Below are 20,794 nucleotides of genomic sequence, written 5' to 3'. Positions count from 1 at the left end.
AAACATCTCTCACCTCAAAGCGACAAAGTCGCGACCCCATACCTCATACCTCTAAAGCATGTACCTAAGGATTTTATTTATCATTGCGTTTTTGGGAGCTTTTTCGATAGCCCATTCTGACGGTTTGCCCGAAAGCCGCTTTACCCTCATAAATCCATTAGCAGATTCCGTCAAACAACAAGCCACTTCGCCAATCCGCGCCATCAAAGACTCTGCAAGTTTTGCTCAGTCTTCATCGGCAATAGCACAGTCTTCATCTGCCATTGCGCAGTATTCATCGGCCAAAGCGCAGTTATCAAGTGCCGCGCCATTTAGTTCATCTTCGGCAACCACACAGTCTTCTTCATCCATCGCGCAATCTTCCGCCGAAAGCGCGCCGTCTTCAAGTTCTGTGCAATCCTCAAGTGCGACGCGGTCCTCCACAACAATAGCGCAATCAAGCGCTTCGCAGTTATCTAGCCCAGCGCAGTCAAGTGCCGCGCAGTTTAGCTCATCTTCAGCAGCAACATCGTCGTCAAGCGCCGCCTACAAAGGCAAAAATCCTTACGGTTTGCCAAACGCACTTATGCCTTTATGGGAATCCATGAATCTCCGCCAAAAAGCGGGGCAAATGATTATGGTGTTCCTCACCTCGTCCCAATTCGTCATTGAAAACGAGCTCGGCGGCGTACTCATCACTGGCAAGCACCTCCGCAGTGTTGACAGTTACATGGAGCGAATGAACCACATCGACAGCAACATTAAAATTCCACTGTTAGTCGCCACCGACCAAGAAGGCGGTCTCGTCAACCGATTGTCATCGTATTCCGACCATTGGCGAAACACCCCAAGCGCCCGCGAAATGCGCTATATGGATTCCGTAAAAATCCGCAAGATTTCTACAAAAATCGGACAAACCCTAAAAAGCATCAAGATCAATATGAATCTAGCGCCTGTTTTGGACCCGTCCAAGGACCACCGCGGATCCAATTCTTTCATGGAAGAGGGCCGCCGCTCGTGGGGCAACGACACATCAAACGCATATAAAGTAAGAGCATTTGTCAACGGCATGCGCGACAACGGCATCGTCTGCGTTTCAAAGCACTTCCCCGGTTACGACTCCTGGACCAACAGTGACTCGCAAATCGCTATCAGCGCCTCGCCCAAAGAAACCATTGACAAGAACATAAGCTTTTTCAGAACGCTATCCAAAGACATCCCCGTCACGATGGTGTCAAGCGTTCACTTCTTGCGCATTTCCAGCCGTCCCGCCGTCTTTGACGCCAACATTGTAAAAATGGCCCGTCGCGGATTCCCGGACATGGTCACGCTTACCGACGACATCTGGGGCACTTCGCTTCGCACCTGGGCCAGTGGCAAAACGCAAATTTCACCGCGCAAAGCCTACCCAGATAAAGATTTCAAGCGCCTCGTCTCTGCTCTCATTGACGCAGGTAACGATATGCTCATGATTTCTTACACGTCCAAAGCAAAAGACATGTTAGACATCATGATGGAGCTTTCCGAAAAGAATTCCAAATACAAGCGCCACATCGAAGAATCCGCCGCCCGCATTTTAAAGCTCAAGTATAAAATGGGTCTGTTGAAGAAATAATGGATTCTTCACCCCTTCGGGGTTCAGAATGACGATTGCATTGTCATCCTGGAAGGAGCCATAGGCGACTGATAGGATCCATGCAGACAAGAAATAATAGACCCTATCGCGGTGCTCCAGGGTGACATTGTTACTCACGACTCAAAGCGAACTTGCGAGCAACCTCACAGCTCAGCATGACGACACACTTGCGGCGCCGACGGCTTGCTTTTTCGCATTCGACAAGTTCACCACATTTTTCATAACGCCAGCCTCACCTACTTTTTCAAGTGCAGCTTTCAAAATAGCAGCCGCAGCCATCGTATCGTCAAGTGCACGGTGGTGATTAAAATCAGGCAAGCCCAACGATTCTGTTAGTTTGTGTAAACTATAGCTCGGTTGCCCGGGGAACACTTTTCTCGCAAGCTTCACCGTACAAAGTCTCGGCGGGTTAAACTTGATGCAACAGCGCTTCAATTCCGCTGTCATGAACTTGTTATCGAACAGAACATTGTGCGCCACAAAAATGCGGTCCCGCAAAAGTTCCGCCACATGTTCTGCAATGGCGCCAAATTGCGGTTGGCCTTCGACCATCTCGTCGGTAATCCCCGTCAGTTCTCGGACAAACGGCGAAATCGGTTGCCCAGGGTCCACAAGCGAGTGATACGTACCAACAACTTTGGAACCGTCCATCAGGGCGATTCCGATTTCCATTATCCGATTATCTTCACCATGTCCGCCGGTCGTTTCCAGATCGACTACCGCAAATTTTAGCAATGCAAATTACCTAACGGGGATATCGATATCCAGCGTTTCCATCCCGTCACGAGCCTCGACACGAGCCAACATAACATTGGACTTGGGGTGGCCATAAACAGGAACAACGAGCAAATTAGAAACACCTCTCTGTTCGCTCGGGACTGCTTCGGTATCAAAAGCTGTTTTCTTGAATATAGGCTTTTTACTGCCATCGTACAAGCTATATGTCAACTTGCGAGGCATGCCCTTCTTGATTTGGGAAGTCTTCACCTGAAAATAAATGTAGCCGCCCTTCGGCACATTTCTCAGGCTATCCCTGATTTCTTCTTCCGTAGCGAATTCCGCTTCCATTGCAAGTCGTACATTTCTGCGCGCACGTTCCGGAGTCTCGTATTCAACCATGACATTGAATTTAGCATCTTCGGGGATAGCACTTTCACGCACGTCGCGAATTTTACTGTTGTTCTGATGATATTCCCATCGACCGTTGTCATGTAAAACGACCATCGCTCCATTAGAAGCTGTCGCTACGACATCCGCTGCGAACGCATCAACTGCAAACGCAAAGACAAGAGCCGTGCAGGCTCTAGAAAGAAGTTTCATTCCACCCATAATTACTCCGTATTCCAGGGAGACATCCCTTTTTACTGCAATAATATACATAACAAAATCGTTTTTTTCGAAAAAAACAAAATATTTACGTTTTTTCATTGAAAATATGTGACTTTAGTAACAATTTTACAACTTATATTTGTGATGTGTCTTACAAATGCAACATGTCAGGAAAAATTCGATTTGCTCCAAGCCCCACAGGCTACCTCCACGAAGGCCATTTGCTTTCGGCACTTTATGTGTGGGCAGCGGCAAAAAAATGGAACTTAAAGATCCACTTGAGAATAGAAGACCACGACCAGAGCCGAGCGCGTCCCGCTTATATCGAGGGCATCCGCGAAGATTTAGCCTGGTTGGGATTTCATTATGATTCCGAAAGCATACAAAGTGCGCGAAACGAGATTTATAAGGCAGCGCTGCAAAAACTCGAAGAAAAGTCGTTAGTTTATCCATGCTATTGCAGTCGCAAGCAACTCCTCGCCGAGAATCCTCAAAGCGAAACTGGTGAGATAGTTTATCAGGGAAAGTGCTTTAATGTAGTAGGAAGTCGGAAGTCGGAAGTCGGAAGTATCGATACTGTGCCGCACAATTTGCGCTTTATCGTTCCTGATAAATTCATCGACTGGCACGACCTCCGTTTGGGAGACTTCCACGAGAACCCTAAACTCCAATGCGGGGATTTCCCTATCCGCGATCGCGACAACCAATGGACCTACCAATTTGCCGTGTGCGTCGATGATATTGACGAAAATATTACACATATCGTACGTGGCGAAGATATCCGCAATTCTACGGCCCGACAAATCGCTTTGATGGAAGCTCTAGGCCGCACAGAACGCCCGATTTACCTGCACCACCCGTTAATCGTCGACGAGAACAACAAGAAGCTTTCCAAGCGGGAACTCGCCCACAGCCTAAGGCAAGACAAGGAGGCGGGAATCACTCCCGAAATGCTTTTCGGACGCGTCTGTTACAAGGCTCGTATGACCGAAAGTGATAAACCCATCACACTCGTTGACGCAATGTCTATAATTATGGAGCGGCTATAACCGCAAATTGCAAAAAAAAATTTATATTCGTGGTATGACTGCAACGTCTGTGTCTACTACTATAGAAAATATTCGCGAAGAAGCGGCCGCCTTTGACAGCAAAGACCGCCTACTCTGTTTTACGCAAAAGAACCATATTCAATCCCCGTTACTTTTAGACAACGGAGACGATTTTTTCGAAGCTTGGCAAAAAGAACAAAAGCCTCGTGCGCTGGCGCAGTTCTTTCCTATTTCCACAAAATACAATCAAGAAAAACAAACCGCCGACCTCGAAGCGTTCCGCAAAATATTAAAATCAAAAACTGAAGATTTCTGCAACCAAGACTTGTTCATGGCCAAGGGATTTATCAAGCATGGTGATAAAATGCTCGCCCCTGCGCTCTTGGTTCCACTGACCTACGACGCTGGACACGATACCGTAGCCATTTCGGCTCGTGCGCCCGTCGAAAACATTGCGCTCCAAGCCCTCGACAAAAGAATCAAGTATCCGCTTGCAGAAGACTTTTACAAAAACGGAACATTTGATCTTCAAAAATTTTTTGACACACTCGAAAAAAGGATTGCCCCCAGAAACGATTGGCAATTTACACGCAATGGTTTCTGCATCACGTTCTACAGCACCAACAGCCTGCTTCTCAAGAAGAGACTCATAGACGACTGTTGGACAACATCGAAAGCAGCAAACAACGCATTTTTCATAGCGACTATCGGGAACGAAGGATTCTTGCCACATCCTTCACTATTCGACAACGTTCCCTACGATCACATTTTCAATCCAGTCGATCATTACTTTCCTTACATAACAGATTCGCAAACAAACAAGGCCGTCATCGACGCACTTAACGACGAAAACTTTGCCTTTGCCATACAAACGCTTCCCGGTGCAGAAAAAGCGAAAGTGGCAGTAAACATCGCCGCAGATTGTTTACTGAAAAAGAAAAAAGTTTGCGTTATAAGCCGCAGGGCCATCACAAAATTCAATTTTGATAACACCTGGAAACCGCCATATCGTTCATTCCAGGGCCCCGAGCGCAGCACACTCAAGAACTCGCTCATCGAGATCCGTTCAAAGCTACGCACCTACTACGACTCCGTCAACTTTCCGCTCAAGCCAAGCGGAATAAAGCTCTCGGAGCTTTTTGACAAGATTTCGAATTTAAAACCGTTTAAAACAAAATTCGAAAGCGAACTTTTCACGGGCATCGAAAATGTCCGCTACGACAAATTCAAGTCCATGCTTTCGAGCCTTGAAAAGATAGAGGAACTATTCTTCAGCGAAAACGGAATAGAAATCTACAATGCGTTCCAAGGAATCATGTTGCCCGCCGTTTCGAAAGAACGCAAAAACGCTATCGGCAAGGAACTTGAACAAGCTAAACTTTTAATCGAAGCCATCAAGCCGTTCTCGGATAACATTATCAAATCAAATCTCTATCCATCAGGAACAAGGCTTGCCGACATTCTGGGATTGATAGAAGTACTTAAGAAATATTTCGACAACGGCACTCCCGCTTTTGAAGAATGGAACTTGCATTCAAGCGGATGGGTCGCCTATCAAGACGATCTGAACGAGTTTCCCAGTGCAGGCGCTCGCTGGACCGATTACCGACGTAAAGGTTCTGACGTATTCACCGACGATGCCGTGGACAAGAACGTTATTGCGGCTCGTGACGAATTTGCCGAAAGTCTCAATTCCACTCTCAAATCGCTTTCGGACCACTACCGCAGACCCAAGCGCCTTCTGCTCAGCGTATTCAAGAATCCCAAGAGCATCACCTCCGATGACATGCTCATTGAGGAAATAAACAAGCTTATCGAAATTCAGGAATACAAGCGCAAATACAAGGATTCTTCTGTACTTGCCGCACGCTTGCTGGGTAAAGACTGGAAATTTGAAAAAACAGACTGGAACGATCTAGCTGATAAAATCAGACAATACTACGTCTTCCGCGCACGCATCAAGAACAGCGATCAATACGATTACCTGATGCAGCTACTTGAAAAATGGTATTTGTTCAAGCCTTTCTTCGAAGACTTTGACAACATCCGGTTACGAGTTAAGGAACTACAACATAAAATCCAAAGCATCAGCAAATCACTTATTTTAACCGAATCCTTGGAAATTCCGAGTGTAGATTTGTGGTTTGGCCAAATAGAACGTTTGGCAACGCAATGGAACAAGCAAAACGTTTATCTGCAACTTCGCGAACACATGGAAAACATCAACGACTCGCCATGTGAAAATCTCGCAGAATTTGTGGAAGATTCAAACAACGCGAACAAGGATCTTCCCTTGGCATTTATCCGCGCTTGGACAAATGGCCAAATGCAGGCCGCAAGCACAAGATGTCCGGAGTTGTTCAGCCAATCTTCGAAAAATCGAAAACAGAAGAGCAAGCAATACAGGACCTTGCTGGATCAATTCTGCAACGCGAACTTCCGTGCCGCACACGAAGTCGCCGAAAAAAATCCCGCTTCGTTCCAGAACATTACTTTAGCTCAATCCTACGATTCAAATTTTGAAACCTTCGATGTAACATTATTCTTGGATGCCGACTGCATGACCATTGCCGAAGTCATGCCTGGAATTTATCATTCGAAAAAAGTTATTCTTTTAGGAAATCCATATGCACCCATGTTGGAAGCACTCTCAATAGACGCCTGCAACATGGAAATTTCGTCGCCTTCCATTTTCTTTAAGGACAACGTACTTTCGGCATCGCTCCGAAAAGGTGTTCCCACACGCGTTATCGGGTACACAGCGCAGTACGCAAATCCAACGCTATTCAGTTTCGCGAATAATCGAATTTACTACAACGAAATAGCACAATTCCCGAATTCGGTACACACAACAAACAAGCTGCAAACGCTCAAATTGGCGCAAGATAAGATTGCGGCCATTGCGGAAAAAGCGGTACAACACGCCACAAAGAATCCGGGCCAAACTCTCGGCATTGTCGCATCGAACCAATCGCAATGCAAAGAAATTGAAGCGGCGCTGCAAAAGCTTTTCGAAAAAAATCAGAACGCCCAAAGGTTCTTTACTCAAGGGAATTTGCAAAACAAATTCTACATCAAGACCGTTGAACGCGCCGTTGATTTATACCGAGACGTCATATTCGTATGTGCAGACGCCAATAGCGAAAAAGGCGCTAGCGAAATCAGCAAGCTTGCCATTTGCACAACTCTTGCAAAGCAAAGCCTTTGCTTGTTCATGACGAACGATGAAGCCGAAAAACTAACAAACGCAAAGCCAAGCCTATTCCAGGAATGGGTCCAGTCGCTCAAAACAAAACCATCTTTTGACAACGCGCCAATAGATTTAACCGCGCAAGAATCCACATTCAACGAACAAATTAAAGAAGCGCTCAAAAAAGAATCTATTGCGTTTAAAGATTATATTGCACCGGGCAACATTCCAGTGGGGCCGGTTGTCATTGACGCCAACAATCCCAAGCACTATCTCGCTGTTATTGAAAGTGACTGTAACTATGGCACCTACAACGAATCCATCGAAGACCGCGAATACATTCGCCCGACCATGCTTTCGAGGTTCGGTTGGACCGTTTTGAACATGTGGCTCCCGCTTTGGAACATTTCAAATGCCGATGAAAGAGAAAACCTCATCGCAACGATAGCGATTGAGCAAAGCGTCGCACCGCCACCACAAGAAGACGATTCTCTCGATGAGGCGGAACAAAATAGCAGAGTTCAAGCAGAGCCCTATAAAGTAGTCCATTATGCTGGCGATGATTCTTCGGACATTCAAGAACAGCCGATAGACAAGCTCATCAAGCAGCTAAAGTTCTACGTCGATAGCGAATCGCCTATCCATGGGGAATTGTTGGTGCTGAGACTTCTGGAACTGCACCACATAGACCATCCAACACCCAAGATGACCGCCGCCTTGAACGAAGCCATTAAGCAGGCTCTGCACCAAAAACAGTTCATCAAGACAGGGCCATTCTTCTATTCGCGCACGAACAAAGAAATTGTGCTCCGCGACCGCTCCAAGAGGCCCGACAACGAGCGCAAGATGGCTTACGTGCCACCAGAAGAACGCGCCCTCATCAAGCTCGACGACCACAGCATGAAGCAAATACTCGGCGTGATGTAAATAGTGGGAAGTGGGAAGTAGGAAGTAGGCAGTAGGAAGTAGGCAGTAGGAAGTAGGCGGTAGGAAGTAGGAAGTAGGAAGTAGACAGTGGGAAGTAGACAGTAGACTATGTAATAAGGATGCTTTTTTCCTATGTCATGCCTGCAAAAGCGGGCATTTTCTTTTATAGAAGGGAGATTCCCGTTCGGAGGCGGGAATGACAAGGGAGAACAAATACAACAAGAGCAGGTCAAGAACCTGCTCTTTGTGCATTAAGCGCTCAGACTAGCGCTATCGAATCTTCACGACAAAAGCGTTGATGTTATACGCAGAGAGCTCACGAGCCTTGTCTTCGGCGACCTTGCGCTTGTTCCATCCACCACCGCGAAGTTTGTAGAACGGCGTATCGAACACAACCTGGATGGTATAGCCGGTGCTTGCAGAGAGCTGGGCCTTGCGCCTTTGAGCGGCGTCAAAATCGCCAACAGCTTCGAACTGAAGCATGTAGAAACCATCCCCCTTGTCATTCTTGCCAGTGACCTTGGCAGGCACTACAGAACTCGTCGTATCGCGAAGCGATGCACTAAGCGTCGGCTTGTACTCGTTACCACGGAAAAGAGAATCCATATCAGTTGGCGATCCGGCCCAAGCCATAGCGCATAAAGAAGCTGCAATTATAAACTTTCGCATGTCTTTAAATATAGAAATAAAGTGCAAATATAGACTTTAAAACTGAGACGGTAGATAAAAAAAGCCTCCCCGAAGGGAGACTTTAAAAAATCATTAAAGAGCGCTATTACGGATTATTAGTCTTGATAATCGGGAAGTAGCTGCCAAGCACCTTTGCGTTATGGCGGACGCCCCACATTTCGCTCTTGTCGAACTTGTTCTTCTTACCGAAGTTGTCAAGCTGCACGTAAGTCTTAAGCTTCGAAACATAGGCACCAGAACCCACCAAGCGCTTCTTGCCAGACTTCATGTTCCACAGGACAAAGAAGTTCATGCGCTTGCCAACGCAGTCTTGACCAGCACCACCAAAGAAGTATCTATTATTGACTTCTTTGTTTTTGTCGTCATCGCAGTAGATGCGTCCCTTCTTTGTACCGACATGAGTACCCAAGTTCGTATACAAGGAGAATTCATAGTTAAAGAACACATTCTTCTTATCGACGTCAACATACTCTTCCTTAGATTCAATCAAGGCACCCATATCGCTCTTGACAAACCAGCCCTGAGGAACGAAACCGTATTTAGTAAATTCGCCCTGACCACCACGGATATCATTTCTAAAGTCAGTTTCATCCTTGGTAGCGTCATAAGTAAAGATATCAAACGGATCCAAATCAGCAGATTCACTCGGAGTTCTCGGAATGCCACCCACTGCAGAAGGAATAATTCTGACAGCGTAAGAGCTAACTTCACCAGAAATCAAAACCCACGGTGACGGGCGACGCTCTGTAGCGTTATAGCCAGGAGCCACATTCCACTTGTAATCAGCATCGTCCGCCGGACGAAGAGTATCAGAACCAGGAATTACTTTCGCATAGTTAGACGAATCCGTAAAGAATCCAACACCAGCAATACTACCGAAGTGGATATAGTCACCAGATTGCGGGAACAAGCCATCCGGGTTATAGAACAAGTTCATGACACCCGTACGAGCTTCAGCCGGAATCGAAGCACCCGTTTTCAACGGAATATATTCAGTAAACTGCGGATTCTTGCCATTATTGATGTAGAACGAAAGCACTGCATCACCCTTACTGATACCATCCGTAGTCTTCTGAACAGGTTCAGAGAACTCAATCTTAAGTTTAGCAGAAGATTCATCTGACGAAGCTCTAGCAGAGATAATAACTGGAGCAATTCGGTCTAGAACGTAGTTACATGTGAAAGGCTCTGTGACAGTCTTTCCTTTATATTTATACGTTGCCCAAGACTTGAATTTTCCAGTACCCGCTGTTTTCACGTTCTTCGACAGTTTCTTACCACCCAACGTGATTACAGGAGAGCAAAGCGAGTCGGCAAGGCCAGCGGCTGCACCACAAGTAGCACCGGCTGCAACTTCGGCCTTTTCAAACACCACAGAGTCCTTTTCATCTTCATCCCAGAAGACCGCAATCTTTTCCGGGAGGGAGTCTTTATGGAACTTACGATAGTAGTAAACAGCAAGTGAGTCACCGATACCATCAAGGTATTCCGTCTGCATGCTAAAGTAACCATCACCTTCCTTACCAATATTCATCTTGGAAGTCGGGAGTTCTCCATGAACGTCAAAGATGTCAGCCATAATCGGGGTCGGAACCGGCGGTTCTTCAAACTGCAAGTTGACATAAAGAGCCTCCATATATAAGTTCGGACCCTTCACATGGACTGTCGCCGTACCATTACAGCTGGGCGTGCCACATTGAGCATACGGCATCGTTGATTCGAACTTTTTCGTCGAAATGATAGAAATCGTAGCACGGCCATCAACAACCTTGATGGTGCTATCCGTACTTTCACCATAATCCACAATCAAACCCGCAGAAGTCTTAGAACCATTAGCGGTCACATTAAAATTACATCTGGAGCCACACGGAGTATTTCCATCAAGAGCGACCAGGTAGAACTTAACAACTTCAGAATTCATCATGTGAGGCTTTTGATCGTCAGAATCAGAACTTTTTGTGACAAAAGTAGAATCAGATTCTACAAAGACAAGTGTAGGAATAAAGAAGTTAAGTTTAGCCTTGAAACCACTCTTAGCAACATTGACAACAATATTTTCCCTGTTCGCACTGCGGAATAGAGATAACGGAATCGTAACATAAAGGGTATCAATACCACCAGGACCAATTGTGAGATTCTTCGGATTAACCATAGAGAGTTGACCTTTACTCAATTGATAGAAATTAACAATCTTTGAAACATCAGCACCAGTGGAATCAGTAACCTCCAAGGAATATTTATCATTAGGAGAAGGCAACAACTGGAGCGGTTTCGTAGCCTTACAAGCTTCATCAGAACCACACTCATCATTAATAGCACCGATATAGATAGGAATCATCTGCTCTATAGTCGGAACGTTTGCAGACCCCATTGCAGAAGACTTGAACTTAATTTCTGAGCTCGTAGTACTACCATCAATAATAACAGCATTACGAGTAACCACACCGACAGATCCCTTGATCTGGGTATCCCACAAGATTTCCTTATCATCGTCAATCTTATAAATTAAATAGTAATTACCTGGGAGAAGAGCTCCATTCAAAAGCTTGTCTCCATATACAATCGGATGAGTTAGGTCAGAAATATCAATCAGGTATTTACCATTTTGTTCCACACAACCCTTTTGTGCAGCAAACATTTCTTCAGAACAAATAACGTCTGTACCAGCCTTATCGTGCGCAAAGATGTAAGAAACCTTGTGATTCTTCTTAAGAATTTCATCACCACGTATTATAGAATCTTTCTTCATTAAAGAAGCACAGCCTTTACCGCCTGATTCACGATAGATAAGTTCATACTGAATATACCCATCTTTCATAGTATTACCTACACGATCTGCGTCAGCAGATGTATTTTGATCGATGAACATGTTCGTCTTGATACGGACGTTACTCATCGTCGTACGACGGTCACAGAAGAAGATATGAATATCATACATCGAATCAAGCTTTGCATCAGGCATAAACGTATCCAAATCAACATAGCCCGGAGCTGCAAGGTGGGTACCACCAAGGTCCACAGCAAGCTTATAGTCAATATAAACCCAAATATCGTCATCACCACGGAAGCTGAACTTGAGGCCCTTCTTAAAGCGGAATTGACCTTTAGATTCAAAGCAGAAATGCTGGTTACGACCGCCATTACCCTTAGTATCTGTAGCAGGGTCAGAAGTCCAACGATAACTTGCGCTAGCTGCTGTAGAAACAGTATCCGTACCGTCCTTGAAGAAAGTCCAATCCGCAGGAGCCTTATCCGGACAACTCCAACCGTACATGCACGTACCGGTAGGGAGTTTCAGCATATCAACCATTGTCTCATCATCGTTATTACCAACAAAGAGATTATCACACTTGATACCTTTATTCCAACCGGGTCCATTACACATAATATCAATTAAAGGAGCGTTTTCTTTAGAATCAATTTCACGGAAAACAGGACCATAGTGGACAGGCCCCTCAGCCTTTCTTTTGGTTCGAGCTAACGGAGCAGGAGTCTGCCCCGGCAAAGCCTCTTCAAGATCAGTTGGTTGCGTATCTTCTACAGGATAAAAACCACCCACAGTCGGGTTCTTAAGACGTCCACTCGTATAGGTATCAGAATTAAATTCCCACTTGCCATCGTCAGCACGATTAAACGGTAAATCAAAGCAACTCATTTCATTCACACCTTCAGTATAATTGAAGAGCATATTGAAATACTTTTCATCAATAAAGCATTTTTTACCGGCAGCCGAAAGTTTCGGTTTTTGAGTAGCCCTATCCAAAGTTTTTTCAACAACACCCGGAGTCACGCCAATACATTCATAAATAGCCCTAAGAGCCGTTTTCTCGTCAACCCCTTTAGTAGCGTTTGTCTGATTCACCTTTTGGCATTCATCATGACTTGGATTCGGATCGTGCGGTTGGGGATCACCATTTCCACCATAGCAAGAGAATGCCGGGTGCAATTGAGCATCGGTATCATAAATAACAGCAGCAATACTATACGTGCATGTCCCCGAAATTCCAGGGTCAGCTACATACCAACCAAAATCAACACCATCAAGTGCAGCGGCCTGCTTTTCATCAGCAACAAAGTATAGAATTTTTTCATCAGTACCTAACTGATTGTCATAAATTTTAAACATCTTTTCTAAGTCAATTGCTTCAGGAGCTTTACCTTCTTTGGCAGCTTTTTCGCCACCGAAACCGATAGCCTCCTTCATATCTTCATCATCATCCCTACGGATAAAGACCTTTGTCGGAAGCTCTTTAACATCAACATAGCGTTTGTAATACCAGCCACAGTGATCGTTGTCGATATCCATTGGGCTTTCTTTGCCATCTTCATTAATCACCGGCGTAGCACTCTTCCAAATACCATTGTCCGGCAAGAAGACATAGAAATACTTTACTTGAGGAGCATCGCCCTTGAAGAAGGTTTTGGTAGGATCATCAAAACTTGGCTGAATCCAAAGTTCGTTTTTACTTCCAAAATCCTTGCAGGTAAAACCACTTGCTTCCTGAAACTGGACGTTCTTGCCAATCTGGGTACGAGTAATACCACCCGCCTGACCATAGTCATCTCTAGCAACGGAGATGTGGAAAAAATCCGGATTATTGGTACCACCAATTTGTGCCGTAGAAATTTCATACCAGCTGGGGTACGTAGTACTCTTCTTAAAGGGATTAAAGTTGCCACCGGCAGCTGTAAAAGCGGTAGTCCAGCCATCCGGAAGTTTAAGATAAACGGTGCCCTCACACCCTTTAAGTGCTGCTGATGCACTTTGGACACCAGCAAAGAGCATAACACAGCCCAATACCCATAATTTTAAGGATTTCATTGTGTTCTTCATTGTATTTCTATCCATTTTGGTTCTCTCTGACCACGCAGAACATCAAGAAGACAATCCTCCTCGATATACTACACCGCATGAAATCTACTTTTTTAATTGAAAAAAGGAAATTTTTTCTATTAAAGAAATGTGAAAAAAAATTTATGTTTGTAAATCAACGTATTTATTCACATTATTTCAACAAATAATTTACGTTTTAAAATTCAGCCCGCGCAGTGTAAATTTTTACTTACAGACAAGGTGTATCATAATTGTATTATATAGGTTTTAATTGGCAGAGCTTCGTTGACTGAACTTAATGGTTACAGGAACGTCAAACCAGAAACTATCCTATATTTGGTGTTGGGTAAGCGTTAACGCGAGGGATTATTATGGAAGATGAAACCATCATCAACAACGACAACGTCATCAGGTTCAACCAAATGGTCATTCATCCGTACTTGATAGTCCTGTACCCACAAAGCGAGTTCACGCAGATTCCGCTCGAAAAAGGAACCATAATTCTCGGACGTGGCCAAGGAGCCGACATCCGTTTCGATGACGAGCTGGTGAGCCGCAGGCATTGCGCCCTTTCTTTTGACGGCCAGAACGTTACCGTAGAAGACCTCGGCAGTACAAACGGCACCTTCGTCGACGGGAATTTTGTTCACAAACAAATTCTTGATTCCGACAACAGGCTCCAAATCGGCAAGATGGTGCTAAAGGTCGCCTACAAGGACCCGAGCGAAGAGGCGTTTAGCCGCGAGCTTTACGAGGCTGCCACGATGGACTCGCTGACAGGCATTTTAAACCGCAAGGCGTTCATGGACCGCTCCGCTGGCGAACTTGTATTCGCGCGCCGCAACAATTCTTTTATCCACATCATAATGATCGACGTCGATGACTTTAAGCGAGTCAATGACTCTTGGGGGCACCAATGCGGTGATCTTATTCTAAAAGAAGTCGCCCGACAGTTGAACGATGAAAAGCGCGATTCCGACTTGCTTTGCCGCTACGGCGGCGAAGAATTTCTGCTGCTCATGAGTGGAATCTCGCCCGAAGACGCAAAGAAACGCGCCGAAAAATTGCGTTCGACGATTGAACGCCACATTTTCTCGTGGATGGATACGATTATCCCGGTGACGATTTCCCTTGGGCTTGTATCGCAAGAAGGTAGCAACGTGACGCAAATAAACGAGCTTATTGCCGAAAGCGACCGTTTGCTGTATGTGGCCAAGAACTGCGGCAAGAATCAAGTAGCAACAGACTAAAAGCTGGCAAAACCTGACAATGTAAGGGTGACAGGAGTCACGGCGGACGCATAATCCGCTCTACCGAAAATGGTAAAAAATTACTAATTGAGCGTTCCTTCGGAACGCATATAGCTCGGCTCGGTAATGCCAATACAAGTATTGGCGCTACACTCGCCTTTTGCTATATTTGGGCGCAATGAGTGAATTTTACTCCGAACGCCTGAATTCCTTTGGCACGGCAAGCATCCCGAAGCTTGTCTTGCAGTTTTCAGTTCCCGCCATCATCAGCATGTGCGTGAATGCCCTCTACAATATTGTAGACCGTTTTTTTGTGGGGCAGGGCGTCGGAAGCTTGGGTATTGCAGGCATTACGCTCTGCTTCCCGATTTGCCTTTTCATCATGGCATTATCGATGATGGTCGGCGTGGGCGGCAACACGCTCTTTGCCATTCGCCTTGGGCAAAAGAAGTACATCCAAGCGAGCATCATTTTAAACAACTCGTTTTCGCTTTTGATTATCATGGCGATTCTCGCTTTTACTTTTGGCGAGGTTTTCATGACACCGCTCCTGAAGTTGTTCGGAGCGAGTGAGCAGACGCTCCCCGTTGCCGAAAGCTACATGCGCATTTTGCTGTGCGGCGCCGTATTCCAGACGATTGCGCCCGGCATGAACCACTTTATCCGCTCGATGGGCCACCCCAAAACGGCCATGTTCCGCGAAATCGCAGGCGCCGTGACCAACATTATTTTGGACTGGCTGTTCATTATGAAGTTCCATTGGGGAATCGAAGGCGCCGCTTGGGCTACCATTTGTTCGCAGTTGGTCGCCAGCAGCTTGATTACGCAATTCTTCGTGAAAAAGTCTTCGCCGATCAAGATCCGCTGGCGTCACATGAAATTGCATGCCGCTTATGTGCGCAAGATTTACATTTTGGGATTGCCGCCTTCGGTGATGCAGATTTGCAACAGCCTTATGAACGCGATTTTAGCCTGGAGCCTCACGACTTACGGCAACATCAGCATCAAGCCAAGCGGGGTTCTTTCGGGTGGCGATTTGGCGATTTCGGCATTCGGCATTATCAACAGCGTGGTTTCGATTATCGTGCTTCCGCTTTTGGGTTTTGTCCACGGAACGCAACCGATTATCGGCTACAATTACGGCGCAAGGCTCAACGGTCGCGTCAAGGAAACGCTCAAGTTCTCGTTCATTTATGCGGGCGCGTTCATGTTCATTTGCTGGGCTGCCGTGATGTGGAAGGCTGAAGCGTTTGTGGCCCCGTTCGCCCCGAACGATCTCGAATTGCAACAGGTCTCCGCTTGGGCCATGCGAATCTTTACCGCCGCATTTTTCATGATCCCCTTCGGCATGGTGTCGGGAAACTTTTTCCAGGGAACAGGAAAGGCGCTCAGAGCCATGTTCTTGAACGCGTGCCGTCAAGTGATCCTGTTGATTCCGTTCCTGCTCGTTTTGCCGCACTACTTTGAACTGAAAGGCGTGTTCTTGGCACAGCCCATTGCCGATACAGGCGCCGCCGTCATTGGTATGGCGATGATGATGCACGAACTCAAGAAGCTGAAATAAACTGTTTTCGCGCGGTTGCGCGAATTGCAGCAAGTTTTCGTGCGGTTGCGCGAATTGTCGCTCGGCTTTTGAGCGGTTTTGCTCGATTTTATGAGTTGTTGCGAGTTTTTGCTCGATTTTTACGTAAGAAATTGAGGAAAAATTCGTTTTCTTACGTAAATTTTCATATAAACTAACCAAATTTTCTAAAAAATCAAGTTTTCCCATCTGGTTTTTGGACGTTTTCCAGACCAAAAGCGGATTATCCGGGAAAAAACGAACGCCACCGCCATCAAAACTTGCATTTTTCAGAACTTTTTACAGACAACATTAAAATTTTACGTAAAAACAGCCGCTATTTTTTGATTTTTACGTAAAATTCGTCATTTTTTGAAAATCAGGACTTTTTAGAACAGTGCAAACAAATTAAATTTTGTTTATTTTCGTTTTTCCAAGATATTCAGCGCACGTTCAATGATATCTGGCGACAGTTTGAAGATATCGCTGAGGGTTTGAACGCGGTCGGCCGGCTCGATTTTAGTCATTTTCGAGCCTGTTGCGTTACGGACGACGAGGTTGCCCTTCTGATAATAATACTGAACGCCCTTTTCGCGGTCGAGGCGATTCAATACCGGGTAAGTCATCATTTCGCGGTAGAAACTTTCGTTCCAGTGGTGTTTGAATTCTTCGACGGAAACGCCTTCGACGGGATATTCGAAGCGAAGCTTCATGGGCGCGCCTGCGCCACCCGTCCAGAGTTCCATGGATTCCATGGTCGGACGCACGAGCCGAACACAATTCGGGGAAAGCGGGAAAAAGGCTTCGCCAGTGCCAAATGGCTGCGGAAGCGGCATCGGGAGCGGGTCGAAAATCAGGTAACCGGGATCTAGGAGGTACTCATTAGACGAAAGACGAGAGACGAAAGACGAAAGAGGAGTGACATTGTTTTCTGCATCGGAATCGGGCAAGATGAGCGCGCAGTGGATGTTCCTTTCTTTGCGCTTGTGGCCCATGACCAGCCGCGGTTTAAAGCCCATGTCGGTGAGCGTCTGATAGAGGTGCCACGTCATGCTAAAGCAGGTGCCCCCGCCCATCCAAGAATCGATATCGTTCTGGTCGCTGTCGTCGAGTTTGCGGGCGCCGGTCGCACTCCCCGTCTGTTCCAGACGGATGATTTTCGTCAAATTCTCGTAGGTGATATTCGAGATTTGATTGCAGAGGTCTACGACCTTTTTCATGTTTTCGGGAGTCATCGGCGCACCTAGTCCATTTCGGCGGGAAGGCCGCCGAGCATGCTGCAAATTTCTGGGCCGATAACGCCATTTTGAATCGCGATGGAGAGCAAACGCTGTTCGAGTTCTTGCGGCGGGAAACGAAGGCCAACCGAAGTTGCCGCAGCCTCTTCGACATTTTCACAATCGTCAAGAGTCGCACGCCCTTTGAGATTCGCGCGCTCTGCCAACGATTTTTCTTGCACAAGGAGTTCGGCAAGCGCGGCATGAAGCGCAAGCGAAGTATCGATGTACTTGAGATGCGTCGGCTCTTCGAGAATAAAATTCAAAGGTCCCTTAGCATTGAGCACTTTTTCGGCAGGGATAGCCTCTCCGTATTCATCTTCAACGCCCATGTTAGCAAGAATTGCCTTGGTCGAGAGAAGCGCCGCCGTCAATTCCGGAGCGGCCAAAGCATTTTTCACACCCGTTGCGGTCACCACAAAATCAGCGTTTTCAATCAAGGCAGATACGGCCGCATAGTCATGGCAATCGACAACATTTACACCATTTTGCTCCAGAACCGCCGAAAAATCACCCGCTGGCATCGAATTTGCAGCACACTCGCCCCCAGCCGCAGAACCAGCCGAAGACAGCGCGGAGCCCGCCGCATTTTCAGACTGCGCGAAACGTTTCAAGTCCGTCACAACAGAAACTGCACAACCGCGACGCACGCCCTGAAGCGCAATTCCTGAACCAACCTTGCCACTACCAAAAACAACCAACATTTCGCCTTCGAAACCGGCACCGGACGCATTTTCGCCTGCATCGGGCGCATTTTTACCAAAGCCAAGCTTTTCGAGCGCCCTGAAATAGCCGTCCCCCGTGCCCAGGGACGTTTCGATCCGTTTCACAATCCCGCTATCGGCGACATAAACCGGCTTTTTTGCGTTTTTGTAGTACTGAACGCCCGAACGCGTGAGTTCCACAAAGCCAATTTTCGGGTGTAATTCAGCAAAAGGGCCCGCACAGTCGAGCACCAAGTCCACAAATTCTCCACGAGACTCCGCTTCGAGCATTTCCGCCGGAGTCACGACTGAAATGCCCCAATCTTTTAAAAATTCGACAACTTCAGGGTCATTCATCCCCGAAAATCCGACCAAAATTGAAGCACCACCCGCCAAAAGGGCACGATACTGCGTCATCGTATTGCGGTAAATCGGAGTCGCCACAAGCACACGGAGGCCATCAAACGGTCGCGAGTACGCCCATTCGCTTTCGAGCGCGGCAAGTGCCGGATACTCATTTTTTTCGTAAACTTCGTCTAGAACGGAAGAAAGAATCGACTGTAAATCCATGAGGCTAAATATAGTTAGTTGGGTACTTTTAGTTACTAGTTAATAGCCACTAGTTACTAGATATTTCGGAGTGAGTTGAGGTTAGCTGGCGGTCATTCTCCGAAGGAAATTCCATACAATACCGCAAGCGAAGCCCCAACCTAGGCAGCTCGGTTATATCTCGACAAAACATTGTTATACGAATTGTATGGATCCTCGCTTCGCGAGGATGACGGTCTGTTGCAGAGTTGCGTTATTTTTAAGAAATCATGGATTCTCGCTTCGCGAGGATGACGGTCTGCAACGCCCGCCTTGCATGGTTGTCTCGGCTTCGCGAGGATGACGCAGTCGCTGTTACAACAGAATACAACAAAAAGAAAATTTACAATGCCCATTATAAATGGATAATGGTAGATTAGAGTTACATAATATATCTAAATAAGGTGTGGATATGAACTATACAAAAATTTCACTCGCGCTGGCACTTGGCAGCACAATGGGTTGGGCCCAAACCGCCGAAATTGGCACATGGGCTGGTTTCCGCAAGGCCGCCACGTCATTCACGTTCGATGACAACGCTCCGAACCATGTGACTCACGCCGCGCCGGCTTTTGACGAATACGGCTACAAGGCAACATTCAACCTGGTGGTGAACTGGAACCCCGACTGGAGCGGTTTCCAGAAGATGGCCGACAATGGCCATGAAATTGCAAGCCACAGCAATACCCACGGTCAGAACATGAGTGGCGAAGAAGCTTCTTCCAAGAAGAGCATCGAAGGCAAAATCAAGCAGAAATACGGAACCATCACGGTTGCCTACCCGAACTGCAACGTTCCTGGCATGGACGCCTTGAAAGCAAACTACATCGCAGGCCGTATTTGCGGAAATGGTCAAGAAGTCATGGGCAAGGACGGTCCGAGCGACTGGTTCAGAGTGCCTGCTCACATGACCGGAAGTACCGGCAGTTTCAACAACACGAACGCATTCACCGGCGCCATGCAGCAAGCCATCCAGAAGGGCGGCTGGGTCATGTTCCTCACGCATGGATTTTCAAACGCAGGTAACAACGGCAACGCCAACTATTCTCCAACGGACCTCAATGCAATCAAGGGCGCACTCAAATGGGCTAACCAGAACGACAAGGATATCTGGGTAACCACGTTCCGCAGCGCAACCATGTACATCAAGGAACGCAAGGCCTCCAAGATCGAAGCTGTGGACGGCGGTGCAGAAGGAACGATGACGTTTGAGCTCAAGCACTCGATTGCAGACAACATTTCCAAGTACGACTATCCGCTTTCTATCCGCGTGAAGAGCGATTGGAAGAAGGTCGAAGTCACGCAGGACGGTGCTGCCCTCGAATCCAAGATTGATGGTGGCTACATCTACTTCGATGCAGTTCCGAACGCAGGCAAGATTGTCGTGAAGAACGCAGACGCTCCGGCTCCGGAATCTAGCTCCAGTGCAGAACCGGAAAGTTCCAGCTCTAGCGCCATTGAGGAATCGAGCTCCAGCGGCACAAGCGCAATCCACTCGGTTGCACTTGACGACCGCCATACCTCAGCATACGTGGATGCAAGCGGCTACATCACCGTTCAGAACGCCCAGGGCTTGAACATCACCGTGTTCAACAGCCTCGGTAACGTTGTCCGCTCCACCAAGGGCATCGGTTGCGAACAGAAGGTATTCTCTGGCGCCAAGGGCATGTATGTCGTGAAAGTCGGCAGCAAGGCTTGGACCTTGAATATCAAGTAATTCAAAAAAATTGTGGTTTAGGGAAAGCCCGCTCCAATCGGAGCGGGCTTCTTTGTTTTCAAG

At 46.8% G+C, this 20,794-nt stretch carries 12 protein-coding genes; 6 read left to right on the top strand and 6 right to left on the bottom strand.

Annotation, left to right across the window (positions count from 1 at the left end):
- The first annotated feature begins 58 nt into the window (after positions 1 to 58).
- Positions 59 to 1,594, top strand: coding sequence for a glycoside hydrolase family 3 protein (locus HUF13_RS01395; RefSeq protein ID WP_173473466.1), 1,536 nt, complete (start codon positions 59 to 61; stop codon positions 1,592 to 1,594).
- 171 nt (positions 1,595 to 1,765) lie between these two features.
- On the opposite strand, the gene HUF13_RS01390 is transcribed toward HUF13_RS01395, so the two are convergent.
- Together HUF13_RS01390 and HUF13_RS01385 are read right to left on the bottom strand one after the other, a co-directional pair.
- Positions 1,766 to 2,350 (bottom strand): PolC-type DNA polymerase III, encoded by a 585-nt coding sequence (locus HUF13_RS01390; protein WP_173473465.1) that lies wholly within the window; start codon positions 2,348 to 2,350, stop codon positions 1,766 to 1,768.
- A 6-nt stretch (positions 2,351 to 2,356) separates the two neighbouring features.
- Complete coding sequence (locus HUF13_RS01385; RefSeq protein WP_173388593.1) at positions 2,357 to 2,944, bottom strand: hypothetical protein; 588 nt, start codon at positions 2,942 to 2,944, stop codon at positions 2,357 to 2,359.
- A 164-nt stretch (positions 2,945 to 3,108) separates the two neighbouring features.
- On the opposite strand from HUF13_RS01385, the gene HUF13_RS01380 reads away from it, so the two are divergent.
- Entirely contained in the window at positions 3,109 to 3,993 is an 885-nt protein-coding gene (locus HUF13_RS01380; RefSeq protein ID WP_173473464.1) for a glutamate--tRNA ligase family protein, read from the top strand.
- Positions 3,994 to 4,027: 34 nt separating this feature from the next.
- Positions 4,028 to 8,110 carry a hypothetical protein gene (locus HUF13_RS01375; RefSeq protein WP_173473463.1) on the top strand — a complete coding sequence of 1,361 codons (4,083 nt, stop codon included), beginning with the start codon at positions 4,028 to 4,030 and terminating at the stop codon, positions 8,108 to 8,110.
- A gap of 270 nt (positions 8,111 to 8,380) precedes the next feature.
- Here the strand turns inward: HUF13_RS01375 and HUF13_RS01370 are convergent, their stop codons facing one another.
- Together HUF13_RS01370 and HUF13_RS01365 are read right to left on the bottom strand one after the other, a co-directional pair.
- Positions 8,381 to 8,743: an SPOR domain-containing protein gene (locus tag HUF13_RS01370; protein WP_304038688.1), complete on the bottom strand. Its 363-nt coding sequence runs from the start codon at positions 8,741 to 8,743 to the stop codon at positions 8,381 to 8,383.
- A gap of 142 nt (positions 8,744 to 8,885) precedes the next feature.
- A complete protein-coding gene (locus tag HUF13_RS01365; protein WP_173473461.1) occupies positions 8,886 to 13,649 on the bottom strand; it encodes a fibro-slime domain-containing protein in 4,764 nt (1,587 codons plus the stop codon).
- Between the two features lie 356 nt (positions 13,650 to 14,005).
- Between HUF13_RS01365 and HUF13_RS01360 the strand changes: the two genes are divergently transcribed.
- Positions 14,006 to 14,884 carry a GGDEF domain-containing protein gene (locus HUF13_RS01360; RefSeq protein WP_173473460.1) on the top strand — a complete coding sequence of 293 codons (879 nt, stop codon included), beginning with the start codon at positions 14,006 to 14,008 and terminating at the stop codon, positions 14,882 to 14,884.
- Between the two features lie 178 nt (positions 14,885 to 15,062).
- Positions 15,063 to 16,448 carry an MATE family efflux transporter gene (locus tag HUF13_RS01355; RefSeq protein ID WP_173473459.1) on the top strand — a complete coding sequence of 462 codons (1,386 nt, stop codon included), beginning with the start codon at positions 15,063 to 15,065 and terminating at the stop codon, positions 16,446 to 16,448.
- 416 nt (positions 16,449 to 16,864) lie between these two features.
- On the opposite strand, the gene HUF13_RS01350 is transcribed toward HUF13_RS01355, so the two are convergent.
- The gene (locus HUF13_RS01350; protein WP_173473458.1) at positions 16,865 to 17,680 is read right to left on the bottom strand and encodes a hypothetical protein; all 816 of its coding nucleotides are present in this window, start codon (positions 17,678 to 17,680) and stop codon (positions 16,865 to 16,867) included.
- A gap of 8 nt (positions 17,681 to 17,688) precedes the next feature.
- Entirely contained in the window at positions 17,689 to 18,996 is a 1,308-nt protein-coding gene (locus HUF13_RS01345; RefSeq protein ID WP_173473457.1) for an adenosylhomocysteinase, read from the bottom strand.
- A gap of 430 nt (positions 18,997 to 19,426) precedes the next feature.
- Here HUF13_RS01345 and HUF13_RS01340 point away from each other — a divergent pair, with 430 nt between their 5' ends.
- Positions 19,427 to 20,731, top strand: a complete 1,305-nt coding sequence (locus HUF13_RS01340) for a polysaccharide deacetylase family protein (RefSeq protein WP_173473456.1) — start codon at positions 19,427 to 19,429, stop codon at positions 20,729 to 20,731.
- Positions 20,732 to 20,794: the final 63 nt, after the last annotated feature.

Origin of the sequence: Fibrobacter succinogenes (assembly GCF_902779965.1) — a bacterium.
GTDB lineage: Bacteria > Fibrobacterota > Fibrobacteria > Fibrobacterales > Fibrobacteraceae > Fibrobacter > Fibrobacter succinogenes_F.
Note: the sequence above shows the minus strand (reverse complement) of the source record. Positions and strands in the feature narration are given on the sequence as shown.

Excerpts from the sequence above, each read along its gene's own strand:
- HUF13_RS01395 (WP_173473466.1), top strand. The coding sequence starts at position 59 with ATGTACCTAAGGATTTTATTTATCATTGCGTTTTTGGGAGCTTTTTCG.
- HUF13_RS01385 (WP_173388593.1), bottom strand. The coding sequence starts at position 2,944 with ATGGGTGGAATGAAACTTCTTTCTAGAGCCTGCACGGCTCTTGTCTTT.
- HUF13_RS01380 (WP_173473464.1), top strand. The coding sequence starts at position 3,109 with ATGTCAGGAAAAATTCGATTTGCTCCAAGCCCCACAGGCTACCTCCAC.
- HUF13_RS01375 (WP_173473463.1), top strand. The coding sequence starts at position 4,028 with ATGACTGCAACGTCTGTGTCTACTACTATAGAAAATATTCGCGAAGAA.
- HUF13_RS01370 (WP_304038688.1), bottom strand. The coding sequence starts at position 8,743 with ATGGCTTGGGCCGGATCGCCAACTGATATGGATTCTCTTTTCCGTGGT.
- HUF13_RS01365 (WP_173473461.1), bottom strand. The coding sequence starts at position 13,649 with ATGGATAGAAATACAATGAAGAACACAATGAAATCCTTAAAATTATGG.
- HUF13_RS01360 (WP_173473460.1), top strand. The coding sequence starts at position 14,006 with ATGGAAGATGAAACCATCATCAACAACGACAACGTCATCAGGTTCAAC.
- HUF13_RS01355 (WP_173473459.1), top strand. The coding sequence starts at position 15,063 with ATGAGTGAATTTTACTCCGAACGCCTGAATTCCTTTGGCACGGCAAGC.
- HUF13_RS01350 (WP_173473458.1), bottom strand. The coding sequence starts at position 17,680 with ATGACTCCCGAAAACATGAAAAAGGTCGTAGACCTCTGCAATCAAATC.
- HUF13_RS01345 (WP_173473457.1), bottom strand. The coding sequence starts at position 18,996 with ATGGATTTACAGTCGATTCTTTCTTCCGTTCTAGACGAAGTTTACGAA.
- HUF13_RS01340 (WP_173473456.1), top strand. The coding sequence starts at position 19,427 with ATGAACTATACAAAAATTTCACTCGCGCTGGCACTTGGCAGCACAATG.